17 protein-coding genes are annotated in these 19,699 nt (G+C 54.4%); 11 read left to right on the top strand and 6 right to left on the bottom strand.

The window, feature by feature from the left end:
• Window positions 1-16: 16 nt before the first annotated feature.
• A complete protein-coding gene (gene astD, locus HZS79_RS10070; RefSeq protein ID WP_179927792.1) occupies window positions 17-1,492 on the top strand; it encodes a succinylglutamate-semialdehyde dehydrogenase in 1,476 nt (491 codons plus the stop codon).
• Window positions 1,489-2,844 carry an N-succinylarginine dihydrolase gene (gene astB, locus HZS79_RS10065; protein ID WP_371829568.1) on the top strand — a complete coding sequence of 452 codons (1,356 nt, stop codon included), beginning with the start codon at window positions 1,489-1,491 and terminating at the stop codon, window positions 2,842-2,844. The genes astD and astB overlap by 4 nt, the downstream gene beginning before the upstream one ends.
• 406 nt (window positions 2,845-3,250) lie before the next feature.
• Here astB and HZS79_RS10060 read toward each other — a convergent pair whose 3' ends face one another.
• Window positions 3,251-4,228 carry a helix-turn-helix transcriptional regulator gene (locus HZS79_RS10060; protein ID WP_179927791.1) on the bottom strand — a complete coding sequence of 326 codons (978 nt, stop codon included), beginning with the start codon at window positions 4,226-4,228 and terminating at the stop codon, window positions 3,251-3,253.
• A gap of 162 nt (window positions 4,229-4,390) precedes the next feature.
• Here HZS79_RS10060 and HZS79_RS10055 point away from each other — a divergent pair, with 162 nt between their 5' ends.
• The 3 genes from HZS79_RS10055 to HZS79_RS10045 all read left to right on the top strand — a co-directional run bounded on the left by HZS79_RS10055 (window position 4,391) and on the right by HZS79_RS10045 (window position 6,630).
• Entirely contained in the window at window positions 4,391-5,026 is a 636-nt protein-coding gene (locus HZS79_RS10055; RefSeq protein ID WP_179927790.1) for a glutathione S-transferase family protein, read from the top strand.
• A 190-nt stretch (window positions 5,027-5,216) separates the two neighbouring features.
• On the top strand, window positions 5,217-5,921 hold the full coding sequence (gene bluB, locus HZS79_RS10050; protein WP_162218668.1) for a 5,6-dimethylbenzimidazole synthase: 705 nt from the start codon (window positions 5,217-5,219) through the stop codon (window positions 5,919-5,921).
• 109 nt (window positions 5,922-6,030) lie between these two features.
• Window positions 6,031-6,630: a DUF1294 domain-containing protein gene (locus HZS79_RS10045; RefSeq protein ID WP_162218667.1), complete on the top strand. Its 600-nt coding sequence runs from the start codon at window positions 6,031-6,033 to the stop codon at window positions 6,628-6,630.
• Between the two features lie 66 nt (window positions 6,631-6,696).
• Here the strand turns inward: HZS79_RS10045 and HZS79_RS10040 are convergent, their stop codons facing one another.
• Together HZS79_RS10040 and HZS79_RS10035 are read right to left on the bottom strand one after the other, a co-directional pair.
• A complete protein-coding gene (locus tag HZS79_RS10040; RefSeq protein ID WP_162218728.1) occupies window positions 6,697-7,749 on the bottom strand; it encodes an SPFH domain-containing protein in 1,053 nt (350 codons plus the stop codon).
• A 14-nt stretch (window positions 7,750-7,763) separates the two neighbouring features.
• Entirely contained in the window at window positions 7,764-8,258 is a 495-nt protein-coding gene (locus tag HZS79_RS10035; RefSeq protein WP_179927789.1) for an NfeD family protein, read from the bottom strand.
• 152 nt (window positions 8,259-8,410) lie between these two features.
• On the opposite strand from HZS79_RS10035, the gene copM reads away from it, so the two are divergent.
• Window positions 8,411-8,821 (top strand): CopM family metallochaperone, encoded by a 411-nt coding sequence (copM, locus tag HZS79_RS10030; RefSeq protein ID WP_179927788.1) that lies wholly within the window; start codon window positions 8,411-8,413, stop codon window positions 8,819-8,821.
• Between the two features lie 90 nt (window positions 8,822-8,911).
• Window positions 8,912-9,631 carry a TRIC cation channel family protein gene (locus tag HZS79_RS10025; protein WP_162218664.1) on the top strand — a complete coding sequence of 240 codons (720 nt, stop codon included), beginning with the start codon at window positions 8,912-8,914 and terminating at the stop codon, window positions 9,629-9,631.
• A 24-nt stretch (window positions 9,632-9,655) separates the two neighbouring features.
• On the opposite strand, the gene HZS79_RS10020 is transcribed toward HZS79_RS10025, so the two are convergent.
• Entirely contained in the window at window positions 9,656-12,598 is a 2,943-nt protein-coding gene (locus tag HZS79_RS10020; RefSeq protein ID WP_179927787.1) for a translocation/assembly module TamB domain-containing protein, read from the bottom strand.
• Window positions 12,599-12,705: 107 nt separating this feature from the next.
• Here HZS79_RS10020 and HZS79_RS10015 point away from each other — a divergent pair, with 107 nt between their 5' ends.
• The 4 genes from HZS79_RS10015 (at window position 12,706) to HZS79_RS10000 (ending at window position 16,388) form a co-directional block, all read left to right on the top strand.
• Window positions 12,706-13,413: a DUF3581 family protein gene (locus tag HZS79_RS10015; protein WP_179927786.1), complete on the top strand. Its 708-nt coding sequence runs from the start codon at window positions 12,706-12,708 to the stop codon at window positions 13,411-13,413.
• Between the two features lie 127 nt (window positions 13,414-13,540).
• Window positions 13,541-14,527 carry a TRAP transporter substrate-binding protein gene (locus HZS79_RS10010; RefSeq protein ID WP_179927785.1) on the top strand — a complete coding sequence of 329 codons (987 nt, stop codon included), beginning with the start codon at window positions 13,541-13,543 and terminating at the stop codon, window positions 14,525-14,527.
• 1 nt (window position 14,528) lies between these two features.
• A complete protein-coding gene (locus HZS79_RS10005; protein WP_162218660.1) occupies window positions 14,529-15,089 on the top strand; it encodes a TRAP transporter small permease in 561 nt (186 codons plus the stop codon).
• 33 nt (window positions 15,090-15,122) lie between these two features.
• The gene (locus tag HZS79_RS10000) at window positions 15,123-16,388 is read left to right on the top strand and encodes a TRAP transporter large permease (RefSeq protein ID WP_179927784.1); all 1,266 of its coding nucleotides are present in this window, start codon (window positions 15,123-15,125) and stop codon (window positions 16,386-16,388) included.
• Here HZS79_RS10000 and HZS79_RS09995 read toward each other — a convergent pair.
• A complete protein-coding gene (locus HZS79_RS09995; protein ID WP_162218658.1) occupies window positions 16,375-17,244 on the bottom strand; it encodes a transglutaminase family protein in 870 nt (289 codons plus the stop codon). The two genes, HZS79_RS10000 and HZS79_RS09995, sit on opposite strands and share 14 nt — an antisense overlap.
• Window positions 17,241-19,646 carry a circularly permuted type 2 ATP-grasp protein gene (locus tag HZS79_RS09990; protein ID WP_162218657.1) on the bottom strand — a complete coding sequence of 802 codons (2,406 nt, stop codon included), beginning with the start codon at window positions 19,644-19,646 and terminating at the stop codon, window positions 17,241-17,243. Before HZS79_RS09990 ends, HZS79_RS09995 begins: the two co-directional genes overlap by 4 nt.
• Window positions 19,647-19,699 lie beyond the last annotated feature (53 nt).

The following is a 19,699-nucleotide window of genomic DNA, read 5'->3' as shown; positions in this document are numbered from 1 at the left end:
AGGGAAGGAGATGACGATGCACGCCCAACAGCAGCAACTGATTAACGGCGCCTGGGTAACGGGCGATGCCGACAGCTTCACAAAGCACGATCCTGTTGCGGGAACACTGCTTTGGCAAGGTGCTTCGGCTTCAAACGCACAGGTTAGCGCCGCTATCGATGCCGCGCGTGTAGCTTTCCCTGAATGGGCGCGCACAACATTTGCTGAGCGCCAAGCACTTGTTGAACGTTTTGTTGAGGTACTGACGGCTCGCCGTGAAGACCTAGCGGTAGCAATTGCCTCTGAGACCGGCAAGCCGCTTTGGGAGGCGCGCACTGAAGCTGGCGCGATGGTGGGTAAGGTGGCGCTATCTATCAAGGCTTATCATGAGCGTACGGGTGAGCGAGAAAAAGAAGTGGGTAGTGCGAAAGCCGTACTGCGCCACCGCCCCCACGGTGTCATGGTGGTTTTTGGTCCCTACAACTTCCCCGGCCACCTGCCCAATGGCCATATGGTCCCCGCGTTGCTCGCAGGCAATACCGTGGTGTTTAAACCCAGCGACCAAACGCCGCTTACCGCCGATTTAACCCTGCAATGCTGGGTGGAAGCGGGGCTGCCTGCTGGTGTGATTAACTTGGTGCAAGGCGGTGTCGCTGTAGGGCAAGCTTTGGCAGCGCACCCCGGTATCGACGGCCTGCTGTTTACTGGCAGTGCTAAAGTGGGTGGCATGCTGCAGCAGCAGTTCGCTGGGCAGCTGGATAAAATCCTCGCCTTGGAACTGGGCGGCAACAACCCCCTAGTAGTGAAAGATGTCGACGACCAGCGTGCTGCAGTATTAACCATTTTGCAGTCGGCGTTTTTATCTGGTGGCCAGCGCTGCACCTGTGCCCGCCGACTAATGGTGCCGAAGGGGGAGGTTGGGGACCGCCTGATCGACGCGCTTTCTGATGCGATCAGCAAGTTACACGTCGCCGGACAGTTTGAAGACGCACCTGCTGCGCCGTTCTACGGCGGTTTGGTCAGCGTGGCGGCTGCCGATGGCTTACTTAAGGCACAAGATGAGTTGGAAGTCCTGGGCGGTACGGTGATTAACCGTATGCAACGCCTGAAAGAGAACACCAGCCTGTTAAGCCCGGCGCTGATTGATGTCACGGGGTTGGACGTGCCCGACGAGGAGCATTTCGGCCCGCTGCTGAAAATCCATCGTTACAGCGATTGGGATGAAGCCTTAGCGCTGGCTAACGATACACGCTACGGTTTGTCTGCTGGGCTCATCGGTGGCGATAAAGCTGACTGGGACGACTTCCTGCTGCGCATTCGAGCTGGGATTGTCAACTGGAACCGCCAAACCACAGGGGCTTCTGGCGATGCGCCCTTTGGTGGTGTAGGTGACAGCGGTAACCACCGCCCAAGCGCTTACTATGCCGCTGACTATTGTGCTTACCCGGTGGCATCTATGGAAGCCGATACTTTGGAAATGCCGGAAACTCTGCCGCCAGGAGTCAACCTATGAGCAACGTAATGAACGGCAACGTCAGAGAAGTTAATTTTGACGGGTTGGTTGGGCCCACTCACAACTACTCAGGGCTGGCCCATGGCAACGTGGCGTCGATGAGTCATGGTGGTCTGGTATCCAACCCCAAAGAGGGCGCACTGCAAGGGCTTCTGAAAATGAAGTCACTGATGGATGCGGGCTACGCCCAGGGCGTATTGCCACCCCAGCAGCGCCCCGATGTGGGGGCATTGCGAGATTTAGGTTTCAGCGGTAGCAATAGCGATGTGCTGAACCGTGCTGCCAAAGAGGCGCCCCAACTACTGCGGGCGGTTTGTTCGGCTTCCAGCATGTGGACGGCCAACGCAGGCACTGTTACCCCCAGCGTTGACGCGCCTGATCGCCGAGTGCATTTTACACCGGCGAATCTGCAGTCTAGTTTTCATCGCTACCTAGAGCCGCAAACCACCGGCCGTGTATTGCAGGCTATTTTCCACGATGAGCAGCACTTCGCACATCATCCAGTACTGCCCGCGACGCCTGCCTTTTCTGATGAAGGCGCGGCGAATCACACTCGCCTATGCGGTGAGCACGGCGAGCCAGGCGTTCACCTGTTTGTGTATGGTCGCCAAGCATTTGGCGGCGAGCGTGAGCCACAACGTTTCCCCGCTCGGCAAACGCTGGAAGCTAGCCAGGCGGTAGCCCGTCAGCACGGGCTAACAGATGCGCAAACGGTGTTTGCTCAGCAGCATCCGGATGCCATCGACGCAGGTGTTTTCCACAACGATGTCATTGCCGTGGGTAACGGCCCCGTGCTGCTGTACCACGAAATGGCCTTTTTGGATGAAGCGCGCACGTTGGATGAGCTGCGCGCCAAAATGTCTACGCCACTGATTCCGGTGCGAGTGCCGTTAGACGCGGTGAGCATGGATGATGCGGTAGCATCGTACCTGTTCAACTCCCAGCTGCTGTCCAACCCGGATGGCACCATGACGTTGGTAGTGCCCAGTGAGTGCCAAGAGCGCGAAGCGGTTTGGCGCACGATTCAGGACTTTATTCTGGCGGGCAATAATCCGATTAGTGACGTGGTCGTTAAAGATGTTAAGCAGAGCATGCGCAACGGCGGTGGCCCCGCCTGCCTGCGTTTACGTGTTGCCTTATCGGAAGCTGAACAGGCAGCGTTGACCGGCCGCGTGTTAATGAATGATGCGCTATACGATGACCTGACCGCCTGGGTCAACCGGCACTACCGTGATCGCCTTGCGGCAGATGACCTTGCCGACCCCCAGCTCGCCACTGAAGTGCTCACTGCGTTGGACGAGCTGACGCAATTGCTAAAAATTGGACCTGTCTATCCGTTCCAATTGAGGTAATCGCTCCAGCTTAGTACGCAAAAACGCCAAGGCACTGCCTTGGCGTTAATCGTATAGAGGAGAGCCGACACATCGCTCGAAAATGAATTCTAAAGGTCGGTAATCACCGTAATAACCAACACAATTTTGGCGTCTAGGTTTGGCAATTTCTAGTGCTGCTGCTTTTTGTTTAGTTAGCCTGAAACCTCTGATTAACTGTTGCGCTTGACCATACTGCGTTAAAAATCGCCTCGTGCGCGAGTCCGATCAAAATGCTCATTGACACCCCGTAAACTCGAACACGGTCCTTTTTTCGTTGATTTTTGCCTTATCTGCGCTCATCGCCTTCATCAAAGGCTCTCTATATTTTTTGTCTAATTTTAATTCGCTGGGGTGCAGTTTGGCTGTGCCAATATTAACCTCGCTATTAACTAGCGTCGCTAGCAGAGTTCCCACAACTTGCCAGTAAATCATTGGCTCGTTCACGCAAGGCATCCTTCAACGCCGTTGGCTTCAGTATGGTGAACCGAAATGGAAGCTGTGCCAGCCAGCTGGCAAGCCACTCGAAACTGTCGGTTTGAGTATTGATTAGCAGCCCGCCTTCCACCTGTTCGTGGGGGCTTGCACAAAGAGCCTGGAAACCGAATACGGCATTAGCGGTGTTGAGATCGGTGTGGAGTATTAGCGACACCTCATAGGGTTGGCTCCAGGACGAAAAGCTTTCACTTAAAAAATCCGCCGCATCGAAATTGGCTGGGCGCATAAATGTATCGCACTGAAGGTGAACATCGCTGATACGATCCAGACGAAAGGACCGCATAGCCCCCCGCAAATGACATAAGCCAGCGACATACCAGCGTCCCAGCTGAAAAACTAGGCCGTAGGGGTCAATCCTACGCGCTATCGGTCCCTGCTGTGGAGAGTGGTAGATAAGCCCCACCGTTCGCATGGTTTCTGTGGCTTTGGTCAGCGTTTCAAGGGCTCGGTTATCAAGGCTGGGTGCACCACGGGGTAGAATGACCCGAGTGGTATCACTAACACCCCGCATGCGGCTTTTAAGGTTGGCGGGCATCACTCGCTCAAGTTTCGCCTGAGCACTGGCAATGGCGGGAGCTGCATCCGAAAGGCCAAGTTGGTGGGCGGCTAGCAACCCCAGGGATATAGCGAGGGTCTCTTCGTCGGTGAACATCATTGGTGGGAGCTTAAACCCCGCCACTAATCGGTAGCCACCATAGCGCCCCTGCTCGGTCAATACCGGAACGCCCATGTCTTCCAGTAGCGTAATATAACGCCGGATGGTGCGCCGATTGACGCCCAGGCGTTCGGCCAGCTCTGCACCCCCCATCTGACCATGGGTTTGCAATAATTCAAGGACAGCAAGCACGCGTGTTGTGGGGGTCGCCATAACGGCCTTCCTCCTGGAACGAGTTTTGAAGCCTGAATTCAAGCATTGCAGACAAATTAAATTATTGCGTTTATATAGGACAAGTTATCACCTATTTACAAATTAACCTGATCTTGCAGCAACTCACGTCATCTGAAGCATTGACTGAAAAAGGAGATCAGCATGTCAGAACTAATTTTTTACACTCACCCTATGTCCCGCGGCCGCGTAGTGCGCTGGATGCTAGAAGAGCTAGGTATTTCCTACGTGACAAAGGCCATGGAGTACGGCGCTGAGATGAAAAGTCCGGAGTACTTAGCCATTAACCCCATGGGTAAAATACCGGCGATCCAGCATGGCAACACTGTCGTTACCGAGGTGGCAGCCATCTTGGTGTATCTAGCAGATCAGTTTCCAGATAAAAAGTTGGCTCCGCCGCTGAAATCCCCGGAGCGTGGTGCTTATTATCGCTGGCTGTTTTTCATGGCCGGTCCCTTTGAAATGGCCACCAGTGCAATGGCCTATGGGTGGAAAATTGATGACAGTAACGCCCAGGCCGTTGGTTGTGGCCGCCTAGAAGACAGTATTAATACTCTGGAAAGGGCGCTGGAAAAAACGCCGTATATTTGTGGCGATCAATTCACCGCAGCGGATATCTTGCTCAGCAGCTACCTATGGTGGGAAATAATGCAGAAAAACATTCCGCCAAAAGAGGTGTTCAAAGAATACATAGAGCGCACTGAAAGTAGGCCCGCCGCCAAACGTGCGAATGCAATAGATGACGAGCTGGCTACGAAAATGAAACCTGTGTCATTCTAGCGATCATCCTGTGTCATCGCCCTGGTCGGTGGTATTAGCGGGCTGGGGCGTTAGCAGGTATAGCGTGTATTGCAGACTACACGACTCACTGCTGCTTGGAATCTAACTCTGTTGCTGTCCTATTCATGAACGCAGCAACGTTCTGGGGTAGGCTGCACCTATATTTGTATTATCAAAGGCCTTACACCCAATGAGCACCCCGAGCCACCACTTTTCAGACGCTGAGAAGCGCGGGCTATACCGCGCCATTGATGAGCGGCGCGATGTGCGCTCACAGTTCTTACCTGATCCCATTGCCCCCGAGATTTTAGCAAGAGTGCTAAAGGCTGCCCATCACGCACCTTCGGTAGGGTTTATGCAGCCCTGGGATTTTATTGTGATCGAAAGCAGTGAGGTTAGAGCGTCGATAGTGGCGATGTTCGAGCAAGAAAACCAAAAAGCCGCCGAGCGGTTTGAGGGAGAGCGCAAGGAACGCTACCAAGGCTTGAAGCTTCAAGGCATTTTGGAAAGTCCGATTAACCTCTGCATTACCTGTGACCGCAGTCGTGGTGGCCCCCATGTGCTAGGGCGCAATAGTATTTTAGAGACAGACCTATTTAGCACGTGTTTAGCCGTGCAAAATCTCTGGCTGGCAGCACGGGCAGAAGGCATTGGCGTTGGCTGGGTCAGCATTCTCGATCAGGCGCAGTTAAGCAGTGCCTTAAGTTTGCCGAACCATGTTTATCCAGTCGCTTATCTTTGCCTTGGCTATGTCAGCGAGTTTTTAGACAAGCCAGAGTTGGAAGCAAAAGGCTGGCGAGCTCGGCTACCATTACACGAACTGGTGCATAGCGATCATTGGGGGCAGCCGTTGGCGGATAGCCCACTTGTGACTGCTTTGCATGAACAGGAATAAACAGTGTTGGCAATCGCTTTGGAGTCGGGAAAGCTAACTGCTTGTTTGTCGCACTGAGGTGATGGTCTAATTAATTAACCATCGGGCGCTCAGGGAGAGGAGCAATACAATGACAGCAAAAGGCAAAATCACTTTCTGGGATGATGATAAGGGCTATGGGTTTATTGAACCTGACAAGGGCGGTGAGCGGGTGTTTGTGCATATCTCGGCTTTTGAAGAGGGCTCGCGCCGACCGGGAAAACGTCAGCGGGTAATCTTTGAGGCGGGGGTGGATGGTCAAGGTAAACTGCGTGCTGAGCGGGCAACGTTGACAGGCATTGCGTTACCAGGGCCAGGCACGTTGCGGCGTTATATGAAACGCCCAGGTGGGCGAGCCGTGTTGTTAGCGCTGCTGTTTTTCGCCGTGCTAGCAGTACTTACGACGCTTCAATGGTTACCCATGTGGGTATCAGTGGCGTATCTGGTGGTCAGCGTGGTTACCGTGCTTGTCTATATGATGGATAAGTCTGCTTCTCAAAAGAACGGGCAACGTACACCAGAGAATACCTTGCACTTACTCTCGTTGATGGGGGGATGGCCGGGGGCGATGGTTGCGCAGCAGACCCTGCGTCATAAGTCACAAAAGCGCCGCTTCAGAGGCATATTCTGGCTTACCGTGCTGATCAATCTGGCGGTGCTGGCTGGTTGGGTATGGTGGCAGGTAGGCTGATTTTTCGCCTAACGAGTACATGCTAACCACCGGCCATAGGCCAGCCGGTGGTTACATTAGCGTGTATTAATTTCCTGAGGCCGCGCCACCGACAACGCCGCTGCGGAACCCGCTTTCGCTACCACTGCGGTTTTTCAGGTGGTTAGACACGGCATCCTCTGGCGATCCCGCCATTTCACGAAACATGCCCATAGAACCAAGCAGGGCAGAGGACTCGTAAGGCACGAACACCCTTTCTCCATCTTTCGCCATATTGGGCAGGCCCTTAATGTAGCTCTGGCCGAGTAGGTAGCCCACCACCGTGCGTTTGTTCTCTTCGCTGTCGCCGATCGCGTTAAGTACCAGTTTGATGGACTCCTGCTCACCTTGGGCACGTAAAATAGCCGATTCTTTGTCGCCCTGGGCGTTAAGAATGGACGATTCCCGCTGGCCCTGAGCCATGGCAATGGCGGCAGATTTTTCACCTTCGGCCTCGGTCACCGTCGCTCGGCGTTTACGTTCGGCCGCCATTTGCAAGCGCATGGCGGACTCAACCTCTTCTGGCATGGCGATATCCTGTACCTCCACCCGTGAGATTTTGACCCCCCATTTTGAGGCAGGCTCTTCCATGGCTACCTGGATTTCGTTATTGACCTCTGCGCGAGACTCAAACAGTTTATCCAGCTCCATCTTGCCAACCACCGAGCGCAGTGTCGTTTTGGCCAGTACTTCAACCGCTTGGCTCATGTTCTCGACTTCATACACGGCTCGCTTAGGATCGATAATCTGGTAATACAGCGCGCCGTTGATGCGTACGGTCACGTTATCCGTGGTGACGACAGGCTGACCGGGAAAGTCCATCACCGTTTCACGACGGTCGATACGCAGCTCATCATTCATGATGGGGTGATAGTCCTCACCCATTCTTTTATAGCGAATCATGGTGATCGCGCGTGGCTGCTCGATAAACGGAATAATGATATTAATGCCACTCTCCATGACGCGATGAAACGAGCCAAGGCGTTCAATCACCATCACTTCTGATTGGCGAATAATCACCAACCCTTTGGAAATGATTATTATGCCGATCACGACAATAATCAGGCTGATAAGTAAACCTGGGCTAATGGGTAAATCCATGAGGTTATTCATGTTTATGGCTCCTTGCGTTGTGAAATGTCATCCTGAGAGATAGGGTCTGCTGGTTGGCCTAGCGAGACTAACGCAGTGGTTCCTTCGAAACGTTTGAAGACGACAGGCGTGCCAGTGGGCAGTTCGGTGTCGCCATTTTCCAAAACGCGCAAGCGGTAGAAGTCTCCGTTGACGTTAATGCCGGTCGCGTGATCAAAATCACGGGTTAGCGTCTTGTACCGGCGGCCTTTCTCGACACCGGTACCGGTGGTGCCATAAGCAACGCCTTTGGGCGAAAAGCGTGGGCGAATCACCATAACACCCAGGGGCACTAATACACCCGCAAAAATACCCATGGTGAGCAGTTGCCAGGGCAGGGTTAGCCCAAAGGTACTCATCAATGCAGTGAGAGCCGCGGCAACGCCAAGTGCCAGTAGCACCATGGCCCCTGAGGTTAGTTCTGCCAAACTTAACAGTAGGGCGATGACTAGCCAGCTGTAAGCAGGGTTCCAGTCCATACGTGCTCCTATGCTGTGTATGGGTAATTACTGTCTACTAGGGTAACCCAATCAGCGTGTCTTGACCTGTGTGCTGCCCGTAGGTTTTACACTTTATCTGGTACTTTCCATCGCGACTGTTTTGTACGTTCATCATTTTAAGGAGGTTTACTATGCTGCCTATTCGTTCTGGCATTCAGCTATCTCTAAGTACGTGTGTCGTGGCGGGATTATTGGTGTCGCCCTCGCTATTTGCTGACCATCATGAAAGTCATGGTCATCAAGATAGCCATGGTCACCATGGCGCCTCGGATCATGCGCACGGCGACAACCCTGCCGTTGCAGCTTATCAAGCCGCCAATGACCGTATGCATGAGGATATGACGATATCGTTTACCGGTGATGCCGACGTAGATTTTGCAAAAGGCATGATTCCCCATCATGAGGGTGCCATTGCCATGGCAGACATTGTGCTGGAGTACGGCGAAGACCCCGAGATTCGCCAACTGGCAGAGGACATTATTGCTGCTCAAGAGAGCGAAATAGCCTTTCTTCGTGAGTGGTTGGAGCAGCATGGCCACTGAATGAGCATTTCATCTCCTCCGCTATGACCAGTGCATTCATAGGAGTGCTATCCTGCTCGCCTAATTGAGTATGTCTCTAAGGAGCAGCGAGTGTCGGGTTTGATCTACTGGTTGGATATGGCGGGGGTGATTGTATTTGCCTTGTCGGGGGTGATTTTGGCATGCCGTTCAAGAATGGATCCTTTCGGTATGTTGGTGCTGGCGGCGGTGACCGGAATTGGTGGCGGCACGCTCAGGGATCTAGTGCTTGGCGTTCGTCCAGTATTCTGGGTAACAGACCCGACTTATCTGTGGGTAATATTAGCCACTGTGGGTGTGTCTTTGGTGGGGTTTCACTATATTCATCGGCTGTCTCGAGGCTTTTTACCGGTTGCTGATGCATTTGGGTTGGCACTATTTACCGTCATCGGCACCCATAAAGCACTGCTGCTGGGTACCTCAGGCGTGGTAGCGGTGTTGATGGGCATGATGACCGGCGTGGCGGGTGGCATGATTCGTGATGTGTTGGCCCAGCGCGTCCCTATGGTGCTGCGCGAAGAAGTTTATGCAACGGCAGCGATGGCAGGTGGCATAGTCTATGTTGCCTTACATGAACTGGGCGCCCCACTTACCGTCACGATTGCTGCGGCGCTAATGGTCACACTTGGGCTACGTCTGGCGGCTATTCATTGGCATCTAGCACTACCGGTCTTTGCCTGGGTAACGCTGCCCCCGAAAGTGCACGATGAAACCGCCGCGCCGCTCTCTACGCCGCAAAAGGCCAAAGAGCGGGTGAGGATGATTCGGCGCGAGCGTAAAAAACGCCAATAAATTATAGCCACAATGTGGTGTTTGTTAATACTGGTTGAGCTCTCGCCAGCGATCAAACCAGGCTCTAGGTTGTAATACCTTCAGGGTTGGTTCACTGGCGATTAATTCTACCCCTATTCCCACTGCGCCAAGACGGGCATAGAGCGCGCCATTGGCGTGCTCATCAGCCAGGGTGACATCGGAAAGCAGCAGCAGCGAATCGCCGGTCAATGTCAGGTCGTGTAGGCGAATACGTTCGCCGCTGATGTGTAGCTGCGCGTCGCCATTGATGTTGCGGACATTTAATAGTCTACCCAGCCAGTCGCTTTCCCGAGCGCGGGCTAAAAAGAGCCTAGCTAGTAAGCCTGTATCGCGCATGCCCAGGTGCAGCTGGCTGGTTAAGCGAATAGGGTCGCCCCACTCAAGTTGGGCGTCTTCCATGGTGAGCTGAACCCACCAGCCAGCATCTTGCCTACCCTCCGTACTTTGCCGAAAGATGTTCTCTAAGCGCAGGAATGAATCGTTGGCGTTAAAGCGAAGTGTTTCTAAATCTCCTTCGGTGAGGGTTAGGTGTAACTCCACATCGCCTCTTAACCGTTGGTCGAGTAGTGCCATATCAGCGCCAAAAGCGCGTAGAGTAAGCTCGCCCTGAGCCGTCATGCCCTCTAGGAGCCATTCGCTAGCAAGGCTGGCTTGGCCGCCTAATAAGTTGACGCCAGCCTCCTCAGGAAGGTAACGGTTATAGCGGGTGAAATCGGGCACGTCCATAATGGGGAGCGAGACTCTGGTGGTGAAATGCGCGGGGTCCGGGGACTCCAGCACCTCGCTAAAGTGATCTGTTTCGGTAGTGAGGGCAAAGTGGCGGCCTTCCAGGTGCGGGCGGTCGTCGTCTTGTCGCATAAGCGAAAAGTGTGGAATACCTAGCGATAGCTTGGCCTGCTCGGTAGTGTCGAGTTGGGCTGTCAGTTCGCCACGCCCGCTGGCGAGGTAGTCTAAGAAGGCCACTTCGAGCTGGTTGGCGTTTACCCGCAGCCTGGTCGGTGCTAGCAAGCGGTCATTACGAAATGCGCCTTGGGCTAATAGCTGGCCATTACCGGAAAGCGCCAGACCATGGGCATCAGGAAGAAAAGCATTTAAAAAACTCAACCGCTGAACGCTGCCTTCGAGGGTGAACTGCCCGTTAAGCGCATCGCCATGCTGAAAGCGACCATCCCTCAATACCAGTGTGCTCTCTAAGCGTTCGCTAGGGGCGAGGCTGTCTGCTACCTGCCAGCGTAGGCGAGAACCGCTGATATCCAACTGAGAGCCATCTAGCGCCGCCTGCTGAATCGTCAGTCTGAGCTGGGCGTCGCTTTCTAGCGCGCCACTCTGCTCGCTGAGTTGCCAGCGGGTGGCTAATTGCTCTCCTTCTAAAGAGATCTCCCCGCGCATCTGCTCTGTAGTGAAATCGAGCTGTCCAGTGCTGGTGGCTTGGCCGCTAAGTAGTTGCAGTGGGGCAGGGTCGGGCAGCACCGCTCCAAGATAGGATTGCAGTACGCTGATATCAGGCAGACGTGCGGATTGCCATTGTAGTTTGGCGGTAGCGTTTTCCTGTGCCTGATCGGGGTCAAGCGGGCTGAGTGCGTGCAGCGTAATTTCTGCGTCAGCAAGGAGTTGCCGCGTTTGGTGGTGAAGCGTTGCATCGGTGAACATCAAGGTGGTGTCAACGATCTCCTCAGGGGTTAACTCGGCGGTGAGTACGCCACTGCCCTGGGCGACAACATCAAGCAACTCGGCGGCCAGTACTGGTGCCTGGATGGCGAGAGAGGCGTTATACGGCCGAGCATCGCGTAGACTGGCACTGGCCTCAATTTCTCCGTTGCCTGAAAGCTTGATGCCCTGACCATCAAGGGTGTGGGCTAAATAACGATCAAGCATATCCAAGCGCGTGATGTGGCCGTTAAGTGCAAGGTCCGCATCGGTAGGAAGCTCCAGTTGATCTAAGCGTTGATTGGGAATGTCGGTGGCGAGCCGCAGATGAGTATCGGTGGCATACGGGTGCGTATCCGCTAGCTCTACGCCGGTTAACTGGGTTGAAAAGTGTAGCTGGCCGTTCTCAACGGCAAGTCGCACTTGCCCTTCACCAGTAGCCGTGTGCCGAGGGGAGGGCGTATCAGCAATCAGCCACTGAGGTGTTTCTTGATCACGCGGGCGTAGATGCCGCTCGTCAAGAGACACGCGCAGTGCAGGCGCGTCTAAGGTGAGCTCGCTGCCGGTTTGGAGTTTGCCAGCATTTAGAGTGAGTTCGCCGGTTAATGCACCGCGCCCGTCTAGGGCGAGCCAGGGTAGCGCTTCCAAGTAAGGCATAAAGACGTCCCAGGCATCTGCTTGGGCATCAATGCTCAACTGGGCGGTCAGTGCGCCGAGTAGCTCAGAGGTCAGCTCATCGCTGGTGAGTTGCGCGGTGGCAACGCTTGCTAAAGCGGCGTTGGCGCGTAATTGAATATCGCGAACCAGTGTGGCTTGGTCGCTCAGGCGTATCAAACGCCCTTCACTAATATCTAACGCTACATTCGGAACTGCCAGCGTCGCACGGCTAAACTGAGTGTCCGCAACCTGCAACTGACCTTTGGCTTCCAGAGCAATATCGCCCACTGTCAGCCGGCGAATGCCATTGGCATCCAGGGCTTGAATATGCAGCTCGCCGCGCAGCAGGGCGAGCAGCGAAAGCGAAAGCGTGGCTCGTTCCGCCTCAACCGCCACAAGAAGCGCCTCGTCTTCCCGCGCTAGATAGAGATTTTCTACTTCCCAGCGCCCTGGATGTAAGCTAGTAGCATCTGTCCAGCGAACGTCGACACCTTCAATCTGAGAAATGCGCTGTGGTAGCCATTGGCTGTTAAGCAACCACGTGCTGCCAAATGACCACATTAATGCAATGACTAATGCGCCTAACAGCGTAATGAAGAGTATGCGTGGCAAGCGTTTTGAAATAGGGCGTTCATTCGACATAGGCGCTTCCTTGCAGATGACTCCTGTTAGCGAGTGTTTTATGGCATTATGCGCCACGTGGAGCCGTTATGGGTTTTCGATTTCAACGCTAGGCAGGCAGCAAAGCCATGTTCAAGGATTTTTACGCGCAGCGCGGAGAGTATGTGGTGATCTCTGCTGAGCAGGCCAGCCGTTTCGCCAAAGGCGTGGCCGGCGATTACAACCCGATTCATAATCCGGATGCGCGGCGTTTCTGCGTACCCGGTGACCTGCTGTTTACGCTGGTACTGGTGAAGTTTGGGTTGTCGCGACAAATGGAATTTCGCTTCACCAATATGGTGGGCGCTGATACACCTCTAAAGTTTAGTGAGGCAGATAACGGCGAGATCCATGTTTGCGACGATGGAGGCAAGTGCTATTTGCAGGTGGTGCGTGGTGGTGAAGTGACGCACGATGAAGCGGCTATTGAAGCCTTTGCCCGCTGCTATGTGGCGTTTTCAGGTAAAAATTTTCCTCACTATCTAAAGCCCTTGATGGAGCAGCACGGGGTGATGTTTAATCCCAAGCGCCCTTTGGTTATCTACGATAGCATGGGTTTTTCGTTAGAGCGCCTCGATGGGTTTTCGCCGGATTTAGCCCTTACCCGTTCATCGTTAGATGTGCAGGGCAAGCGTGCAGATGCGCTGCTAGAGTTCTCGATTGAATCTGCTGGGGAAGCGGTTGGTGTTGGCTCGAAGAAGCTCGTAGTGAGTGGTCTGTGTGATTATAACGCTACTGAGATGGCATCGATTGTCGATGAGTTTTACCGCTTAAAAGCGGCTTACGAAGCAGCGTAAACACTCCTGTTGCGTTAGCGTAATGGCGGGTGCCATTAACGCTAACGCTAGGGTATTCTCAAAGCCTATCAACTAAAAAAACGTGAAAAGCGCCAAGCGCGCTTTCGCTGGATATTAGAGGCTTTGTATGAACCGAATTAAAACGCTCACGCTTGCCTGTGCGGCGGCCGCTGTGGCTGTTTCGGCAATGAATGCTCAGGCACGGGATTTTCGTTTAGGTTTGATTACACCCGCTCAACATCTGTGGTCTACCGAGGCGGAAGCCTTTGCACAAACGCTTAACGAGCGCTCCGGTGGCGAACATAGCGTTAGCGTTTTTCCAGCTCAGCAGCTTGGTAACGAAGCGCAGATGGTGCAGCAGCTGCAAACCGGCGCGATAGATATGGCTTTCTTGACGATCGCCGAAATTTCCAACCGTATTCCAGATTTTGGCGCGCTTTACGCGCCTTACTTGGTCGATGATGTTAACCACGCTGCTCGGCTGCTGCGTTCTGACGCCGCTGGAGAACTACTGGAATTAATGCCGGAAGAAGTCGGCTTAATCGGCGTTGGTTACGGTATGGTTGGCATGCGCCAAGTGCTTAGCCGCAGCCCTATAGAGCGCGCCGAGGACCTGCGCGGCCAACGACTGCGCATTACTCCGTTTGAGCCGATTCGTGATTTCTATACAACCACGGGTGCTGCTCCAGCGCCGATGCCGCTATTGGAAGTATATGACGCGCTGGCTAATGGTCAGGTTGATGCCATTGATATGGACTTCGACTCTATTCTGATTTTGAAATTCTACGAGCAGGCGGAGAACCTGCTGATATCCAACCATATGATGTTCCCCATGGTGGGCGTTGTCTCTGGGCGGGTGTGGCGTGAGTTGTCTGAAGAAGACCGCGAGTTGATCGATACCGCCATGGCTGAGCACCTTGAAAATGTCCTGATAGGCTTCGAAGAGATGGATGCTGCGCAGGAGGAGGAGATTCGCGCGCTGGATATCAATATCGTTGAAGCGGATGCTGAGTTCTTCTCTGATGCCATTGCTGAGTGGGAAAACATCTGGGCTCCTAAAGCACCTATGTTAGAGACGTTACGCGCCGAAGCTGATCGGCTGCGTGAGGAGTAAGATGCTGCAACGTTTCTCTTCGGGGCTGGCCCGTTGTGAAGAAATCACCGCCGCTGCTTTGGCAGCGGCGGTGACCTGTTTGATTCTCACCAACATTGCGTTTCGCGCGATGGGTAGCCCGCTTTACTGGATTAGCGAGCTGGCCATTTATGCCATGATTTGGATGACGTTTCTGATTGCGGGGGCAGTGCTTAAACGCCGCCAAGGGATCGCTGTGACACTGTTAAGTGAGTTTCTGCCTCCCAAAGGTCGCCAGCTCATTGGCGTGTGGGTCGATACGATGGTGCTGGTATTTGCCTTGCTGCTCGTGTGGCTATGCTGGCGCTGGTATCAACCCCTTGCACTTGTGCAAGCGGGGTTCGATATCCGCGCGTTTCAGGGGCAGACATTTAATTTTATTTATGCTGAGAATACCTCCACGCTAGGGGTTAAAAAATTCTGGGCGTGGCTGATTGTCCCGTGGTTTGCACTTTCTCTTAGTTTGCATGGTGTGGCGAACCTTTTGCAGTCGCTTAATCAGTGGCGAGCTCCCACAGCACCCACCGCCAATTCCCCACGATAACCCGGACAAGGCTTATATGTTAATGGTGGGTTTATGACGATTGCTGTTTTTTTGCTGCTGTTGCTTGGTGCCGTGCCAATTGCGCTAGTACTGGCGTTGACCGCCATGTGGTATATCCAGGTGTCGGGTAATACGGTGCTGTTTGATTCTTACCCGCAGCAGCTGTTTAGTGCCATTGAAAGCTATGGGTTGTTGGCGATTCCGCTGTTTATGCTGGCGGGCGAGTTAATGAACGAAGGCGGTTTAACTCGCCGGTTAATTGCATTAGCGCGCATTTTAGTGGGTGGTTTTCGTGGTGGCCTTGCCTATATTAATTTAGTCGCCAACATGATGATGGCGGCGATTATTGGTTCGGCGGCCTCACAAATTGCCATTATGTCCCGGGCGATGGTGCCAGCGATGGAGCAGGAGGGCTACGATAAACCCTACAGCGCAGCGATTACCGCTGCTGGAGGGCTTCTGTCGCCCATTATTCCGCCTTCCATGCTGTTTGTGCTGTTTGGGGTGATGGCTCAGGTGCCCATTGCGGAAATGTTTATTGCCGGATTGCTGCCCGGGTTGCTACTGGGAGCTAGCTTTTTCGTGGTGATTGCCCTGGTAGGCTTAGTGCAACAATATCCCAAAGGTCAGTGGCCCAGCCGCCGTCAGGCGCTCCATGACTTGCTTTGGGGGCTGCCTGCGCTGCTCATTCCTGTGATCATTATTGGTGGTATTTTATGGGGCATTGCCACGCCCACTGAATCGGCCGCGTTGGCCTCGCTGGCGGCGCTAATAATGGGCCGCTTTGTATATCGTGATTTGCGTTTGACCCAACTGCCTCAGGTGCTGACGCGTACGGCGATCAATGCGGGTCTAGTGATTATGCTGATTGCTGCCGCTGGTGTGTTTGGCTGGGTGGTGGTTTACGAACGCCTGCCACAAATGGCCGCCGCCTGGATAGCTGCGTTTACAAGTGACCCCTTCGTGTTTTTGCTGCTGGTGATTGGCGCACTGCTGTTGGTAGGGATGGTGATTGATGGTATTGCAGCGCTGATCTTGGTGGTGCCGATTTTAATGCCGATTGCCCAGAGCCAATTCGCTATTAGCCCTTATCAGTTTGGTGTGGTGGTGTGTTTAACGTTGGTAATGGGTCTTTTAACGCCTCCCGTGGGGGCAGGGCTGTTTATCGCTTCCTCGATGACCGGCGCGCCGCCACTCAAAATCTTTCGCGCACTGCTGCCATTTTTGCTGGCGACCTTAGTGACGCTAGTGCTTCTCGCCTGGTTTCCGTGGTTAACCAATGGGCTTATCCAGCGCTAGTCGGCATCACATCTACCTCGACCTCTAGCTGATGTTCGCCACCGCCGTTCATGACGCCTTTTAGCGGCGCGACATCCGCATAGTCACGCCCCCAAGCGAGCACGGGGTGCTGTTCGCCAGCGATGGTGCCATTGGTCGGGTCGAGCGCCAGCCAGCCCCAGTCAGGAATCCAAGTGGCTAACCAAGCATGAGAGGCGTCTGCGCCCACTAACCTTGGCTGGCCGGGAGGTGGCTGGGTTTCCAGGTAGCCGCTGACGTAGCGTGCGGCCAAGCCCACTGAGCGCAGTGCGCCAATCGCTAAGTGAGCAAAATCCTGGCACACCCCACGGCGGTTAGCCAGTACATCGCTTAACGGGGTAGCGAGCGTAGTGAAACTAGGGTCGTACTCAAAGGTATCGTAGATCAGCTGGTTGAGGGCCAGCGCGCTCTCAACAAGCGGTCGGCCGGGTGTGAAGCAGCTGCGAGCAAAGGCAGCTAATTCAGCGTTACGGCGAATAAACGGCGAATCCAGGCGATATAGTTGCATATCAAAGCGGCTATCGCTGTGGAGCTGTTCTGCGATGCTTTCCCAGGCAGGCGAAAAGGCAGGTAGAGGAGCCAGCGGCTGGGTATTGAGCTGAGTGACCACCGTCACGTCTAGCGATTGGTGGACGTCTTCCATCGCAAAATAGAGCACACGGTTGCCAAATACATCGCGTCGTTCCGCTTGTACCCGCGGTAGTGGGCTGATGGTTAACTCGGATGCACCGCACTCCTGGTGGAGCGTTTTGCGTGGCAGCACCCGTGCTTCGCTATGGCATAGCGTGACGGGCGCGCTGTAGTGATAACGCGTGGTGTGTCGTAGGGTGTAATTCATGCGCCAAGCTCCATGCTAACCAATTGGCGCGGCCGTTCGACATGGCTGAAATGACTATGGCTGATAGCATCAGAAAGGGCGCTTAGTGGATTAATCAGTTCATCAAGCAACTGTGCTAGCGCTTCTTGCGCTTCGGGAGTTTCGGCCAGATGGCTGAGGCGGTCAATATCAGCCAGATGCAGCGCTGCGTTGGCTTGGATCAGCAGGCGGCGCTCTGCATTACGGTAGGGAGATGCACTGCCCGGCAAGCGGTTCATTTGGCGCTCAAGGCGTTTGAGCATGTAACCCACCGAACGCGGGTTCGTTTCGTCAAATAGCAGTAAATCTAGAATCGCCTCCGGGTGCAGCTCGCTACGGTAGCGCCGGCGGTAAGCGGTAAAGTTATCGGTGGTTGCCAGTACCACTTCCCACAGCGCAAGCCCCGGTGTATGTGGCGCGTTGAGCGTGAGTTTGAGTAGCGATAGCAGCCCTAACACGCGATCCAAAAAGCGCCCGATATCCATAAACCGCCAGCCATAGTGGTGGGGCATGGTTTCATTGCACAGGCCAAAAAAGGCGGCTATCTGGGCGGAAAGTTCTTCACAGGCGCGCCGAGCAGCACTGGCGCCCAGGCTTGAATTAAAGGAGCCGACGCGCTGGCTAAGCTGGTTGATGACGCGCCACGAGTCATCACCTAGATGGTCGCGCACACTACGGGCGTTCCGCAGTAGTTGGTCAAACAGTGCATGCAAGGCCTTGGTATCAGTGTCATCAAACTGTGCGAGCAGCGCACCACGCTTCTGCACGAAACCGACGAGCGGTGGTTTCGTGCCGTCACTATCATCGTTTAGCGTGGTGATATTCAGCGCGATCAGCAGTTCATCGAGTAACTGGTCGGCGATTTCGTCTTGGTCAACTTCCAGTAACCGCATTAGCGCTTCACGAAGTAAGCGTGCGCGTGCATCCAGACGTTCGCCGTAGCGGCCTAACCAAAATAGGCTCTCGGCCACACGACTAGGAAGGTCGGTGCCGTCCCGAGTGGCAACGACCGGCCCGCGGGCTTGGCGAAGCTGACTAACATGGGGCTGGGGCGTATCTGCCGTGACCCATACATCTTTCACGATGGGGCTAGTTAATGAAGGTGAGCCTGGCGAGCCTACCCAGGCTAAGCCGCCCGGCATGACGTGATAGTCACTGAGCTGCTGGCCTGCCGTTGTCAAACGACTTGATGCGCGAGTAATAAAACAGCGCAGATTCATGGTGGTGGGCGATAAGCGCTGCATCTGATTATCAAATACAGGGGCAGTGGCTGGTTGTGTCGCAGCATCGGCATTTGGCAGAAGCAGCTTTTCACCCAGCAAATGCTCGCAAAGGGCAGGGAGGTAGTCGGCAAGCTCGGGCGACTCCAAGATACCCACGCCTAATGCGTTTGACATCGCCACGCCGCCAGAGCGGGCTGCTTGTAGTAAGCCAGGTACGCCTAGCTGGGAGTCGCCACGAAGTTCAAGCGGGTCACACAAAGCATCATTGCAGTGACGAAGTACCACATCCACTGGCTGTAAACCGCCCAGGGTGCGTAGCCATAGCTGGGTGTCTCGGACAATCAGATCCTGCCCCTCGGCAAGGTCGATATTGAGATAGTTAGCGAGATACGCGTGCTCAAAATAGCGCGGGCTGCTTGGCCCTGGGGTAAGCAGCACGATGTTTGGGTTGTCACGGTGTTGGTAGGCAAGCGCGGTGAGCGTGCGGTGATAATTGTCGAGAAAGCCAGCCAACCGCTTTAAGGGGGCATTGCGGTAAATATCGGGTAGCGCCCGCGCCATTAAGATGCGGTTTTCGAGGGTGAACCCTGTACCAGACGGAGCCTGTAAACGATCCCCAATGACGCGCCACTGCCCGTTCGCATCTTGGATGACATCTACGCCGTGAAAACTAATGGCGGGACGGTCACTGGGTTGCGAACCATGGCAGGGTAGCAATAAGTGCGGCGAGGCGAGTAACGTTTGTGTCGGCAATAAGCCCGTATCAAACAAGCTACGCGCGCCATAGATATCATCAAAAAGCGCGTTCAACAGCCGACTACGTTGAATTAACCCTAGCTCCAGGGCTTGCCACTGGGCGTGGTCGATGACCCAGGGGAGTGGGTCAAGTCGCCAGGAGCGTCGGGCGTCATCGTGCATATTAAAGATAACGCCATTTTCGGCTAGCAGGCGCTGAATCTCTTCATGCTGCTGAAGACGGCCCTCTGGACCACGTGCTTCAAGCGCCCCTAGAAGACTTTCCCAGCCAGGACGCAACTGACCATGACGATCTACCATGGCATCGAATATGCTGGGCTGTCCCTTGCAAAGCTGGTTGACGTAGTCCTCAACAAGTTCGGCAGTACCGAGCTTGAGAAGCGGGGGAGAAGCAGGGGCCGTCATGATCCTTGTCGTCCTAAGCGAATAAGCTGCGAATTATCCTGCAGCGCACGTTA

The sequence above is a fragment of the Vreelandella zhaodongensis genome, from assembly GCF_013415115.1.
In the GTDB taxonomy this organism is placed as follows: Bacteria; Pseudomonadota; Gammaproteobacteria; order Pseudomonadales; family Halomonadaceae; genus Vreelandella; species Vreelandella zhaodongensis.
The sequence above is the reverse complement of the archived record's forward strand: the minus strand, read 5'-3'. Positions and strand labels throughout refer to the sequence as shown.

Bases quoted from the DNA above. Each gene is read 5' to 3' on its own strand.
- HZS79_RS10045 (WP_162218667.1), top strand. From the start codon at position 6,031: ATGACAGCAAAAGGCAAAATCACTTTCTGGGATGATGATAAGGGCTAT.
- HZS79_RS09990 (WP_162218657.1), bottom strand. From the start codon at position 19,646: ATGACGGCCCCTGCTTCTCCCCCGCTTCTCAAGCTCGGTACTGCCGAA.
- HZS79_RS10035 (WP_179927789.1), bottom strand. From the start codon at position 8,258: ATGGACTGGAACCCTGCTTACAGCTGGCTAGTCATCGCCCTACTGTTA.
- astB (WP_371829568.1), top strand. From the start codon at position 1,489: ATGAGCAACGTAATGAACGGCAACGTCAGAGAAGTTAATTTTGACGGG.
- HZS79_RS10010 (WP_179927785.1), top strand. From the start codon at position 13,541: ATGAACCGAATTAAAACGCTCACGCTTGCCTGTGCGGCGGCCGCTGTG.
- HZS79_RS10060 (WP_179927791.1), bottom strand. From the start codon at position 4,228: ATGGCGACCCCCACAACACGCGTGCTTGCTGTCCTTGAATTATTGCAA.
- HZS79_RS10055 (WP_179927790.1), top strand. From the start codon at position 4,391: ATGTCAGAACTAATTTTTTACACTCACCCTATGTCCCGCGGCCGCGTA.
- HZS79_RS10000 (WP_179927784.1), top strand. From the start codon at position 15,123: ATGACGATTGCTGTTTTTTTGCTGCTGTTGCTTGGTGCCGTGCCAATT.
- copM (WP_179927788.1), top strand. From the start codon at position 8,411: ATGCTGCCTATTCGTTCTGGCATTCAGCTATCTCTAAGTACGTGTGTC.
- astD (WP_179927792.1), top strand. From the start codon at position 17: ATGCACGCCCAACAGCAGCAACTGATTAACGGCGCCTGGGTAACGGGC.
- HZS79_RS10040 (WP_162218728.1), bottom strand. From the start codon at position 7,749: ATGGATTTACCCATTAGCCCAGGTTTACTTATCAGCCTGATTATTGTC.
- HZS79_RS10005 (WP_162218660.1), top strand. From the start codon at position 14,529: ATGCTGCAACGTTTCTCTTCGGGGCTGGCCCGTTGTGAAGAAATCACC.
- HZS79_RS10015 (WP_179927786.1), top strand. From the start codon at position 12,706: ATGTTCAAGGATTTTTACGCGCAGCGCGGAGAGTATGTGGTGATCTCT.
- HZS79_RS09995 (WP_162218658.1), bottom strand. From the start codon at position 17,244: ATGAATTACACCCTACGACACACCACGCGTTATCACTACAGCGCGCCC.
- HZS79_RS10020 (WP_179927787.1), bottom strand. From the start codon at position 12,598: ATGTCGAATGAACGCCCTATTTCAAAACGCTTGCCACGCATACTCTTC.
- bluB (WP_162218668.1), top strand. From the start codon at position 5,217: ATGAGCACCCCGAGCCACCACTTTTCAGACGCTGAGAAGCGCGGGCTA.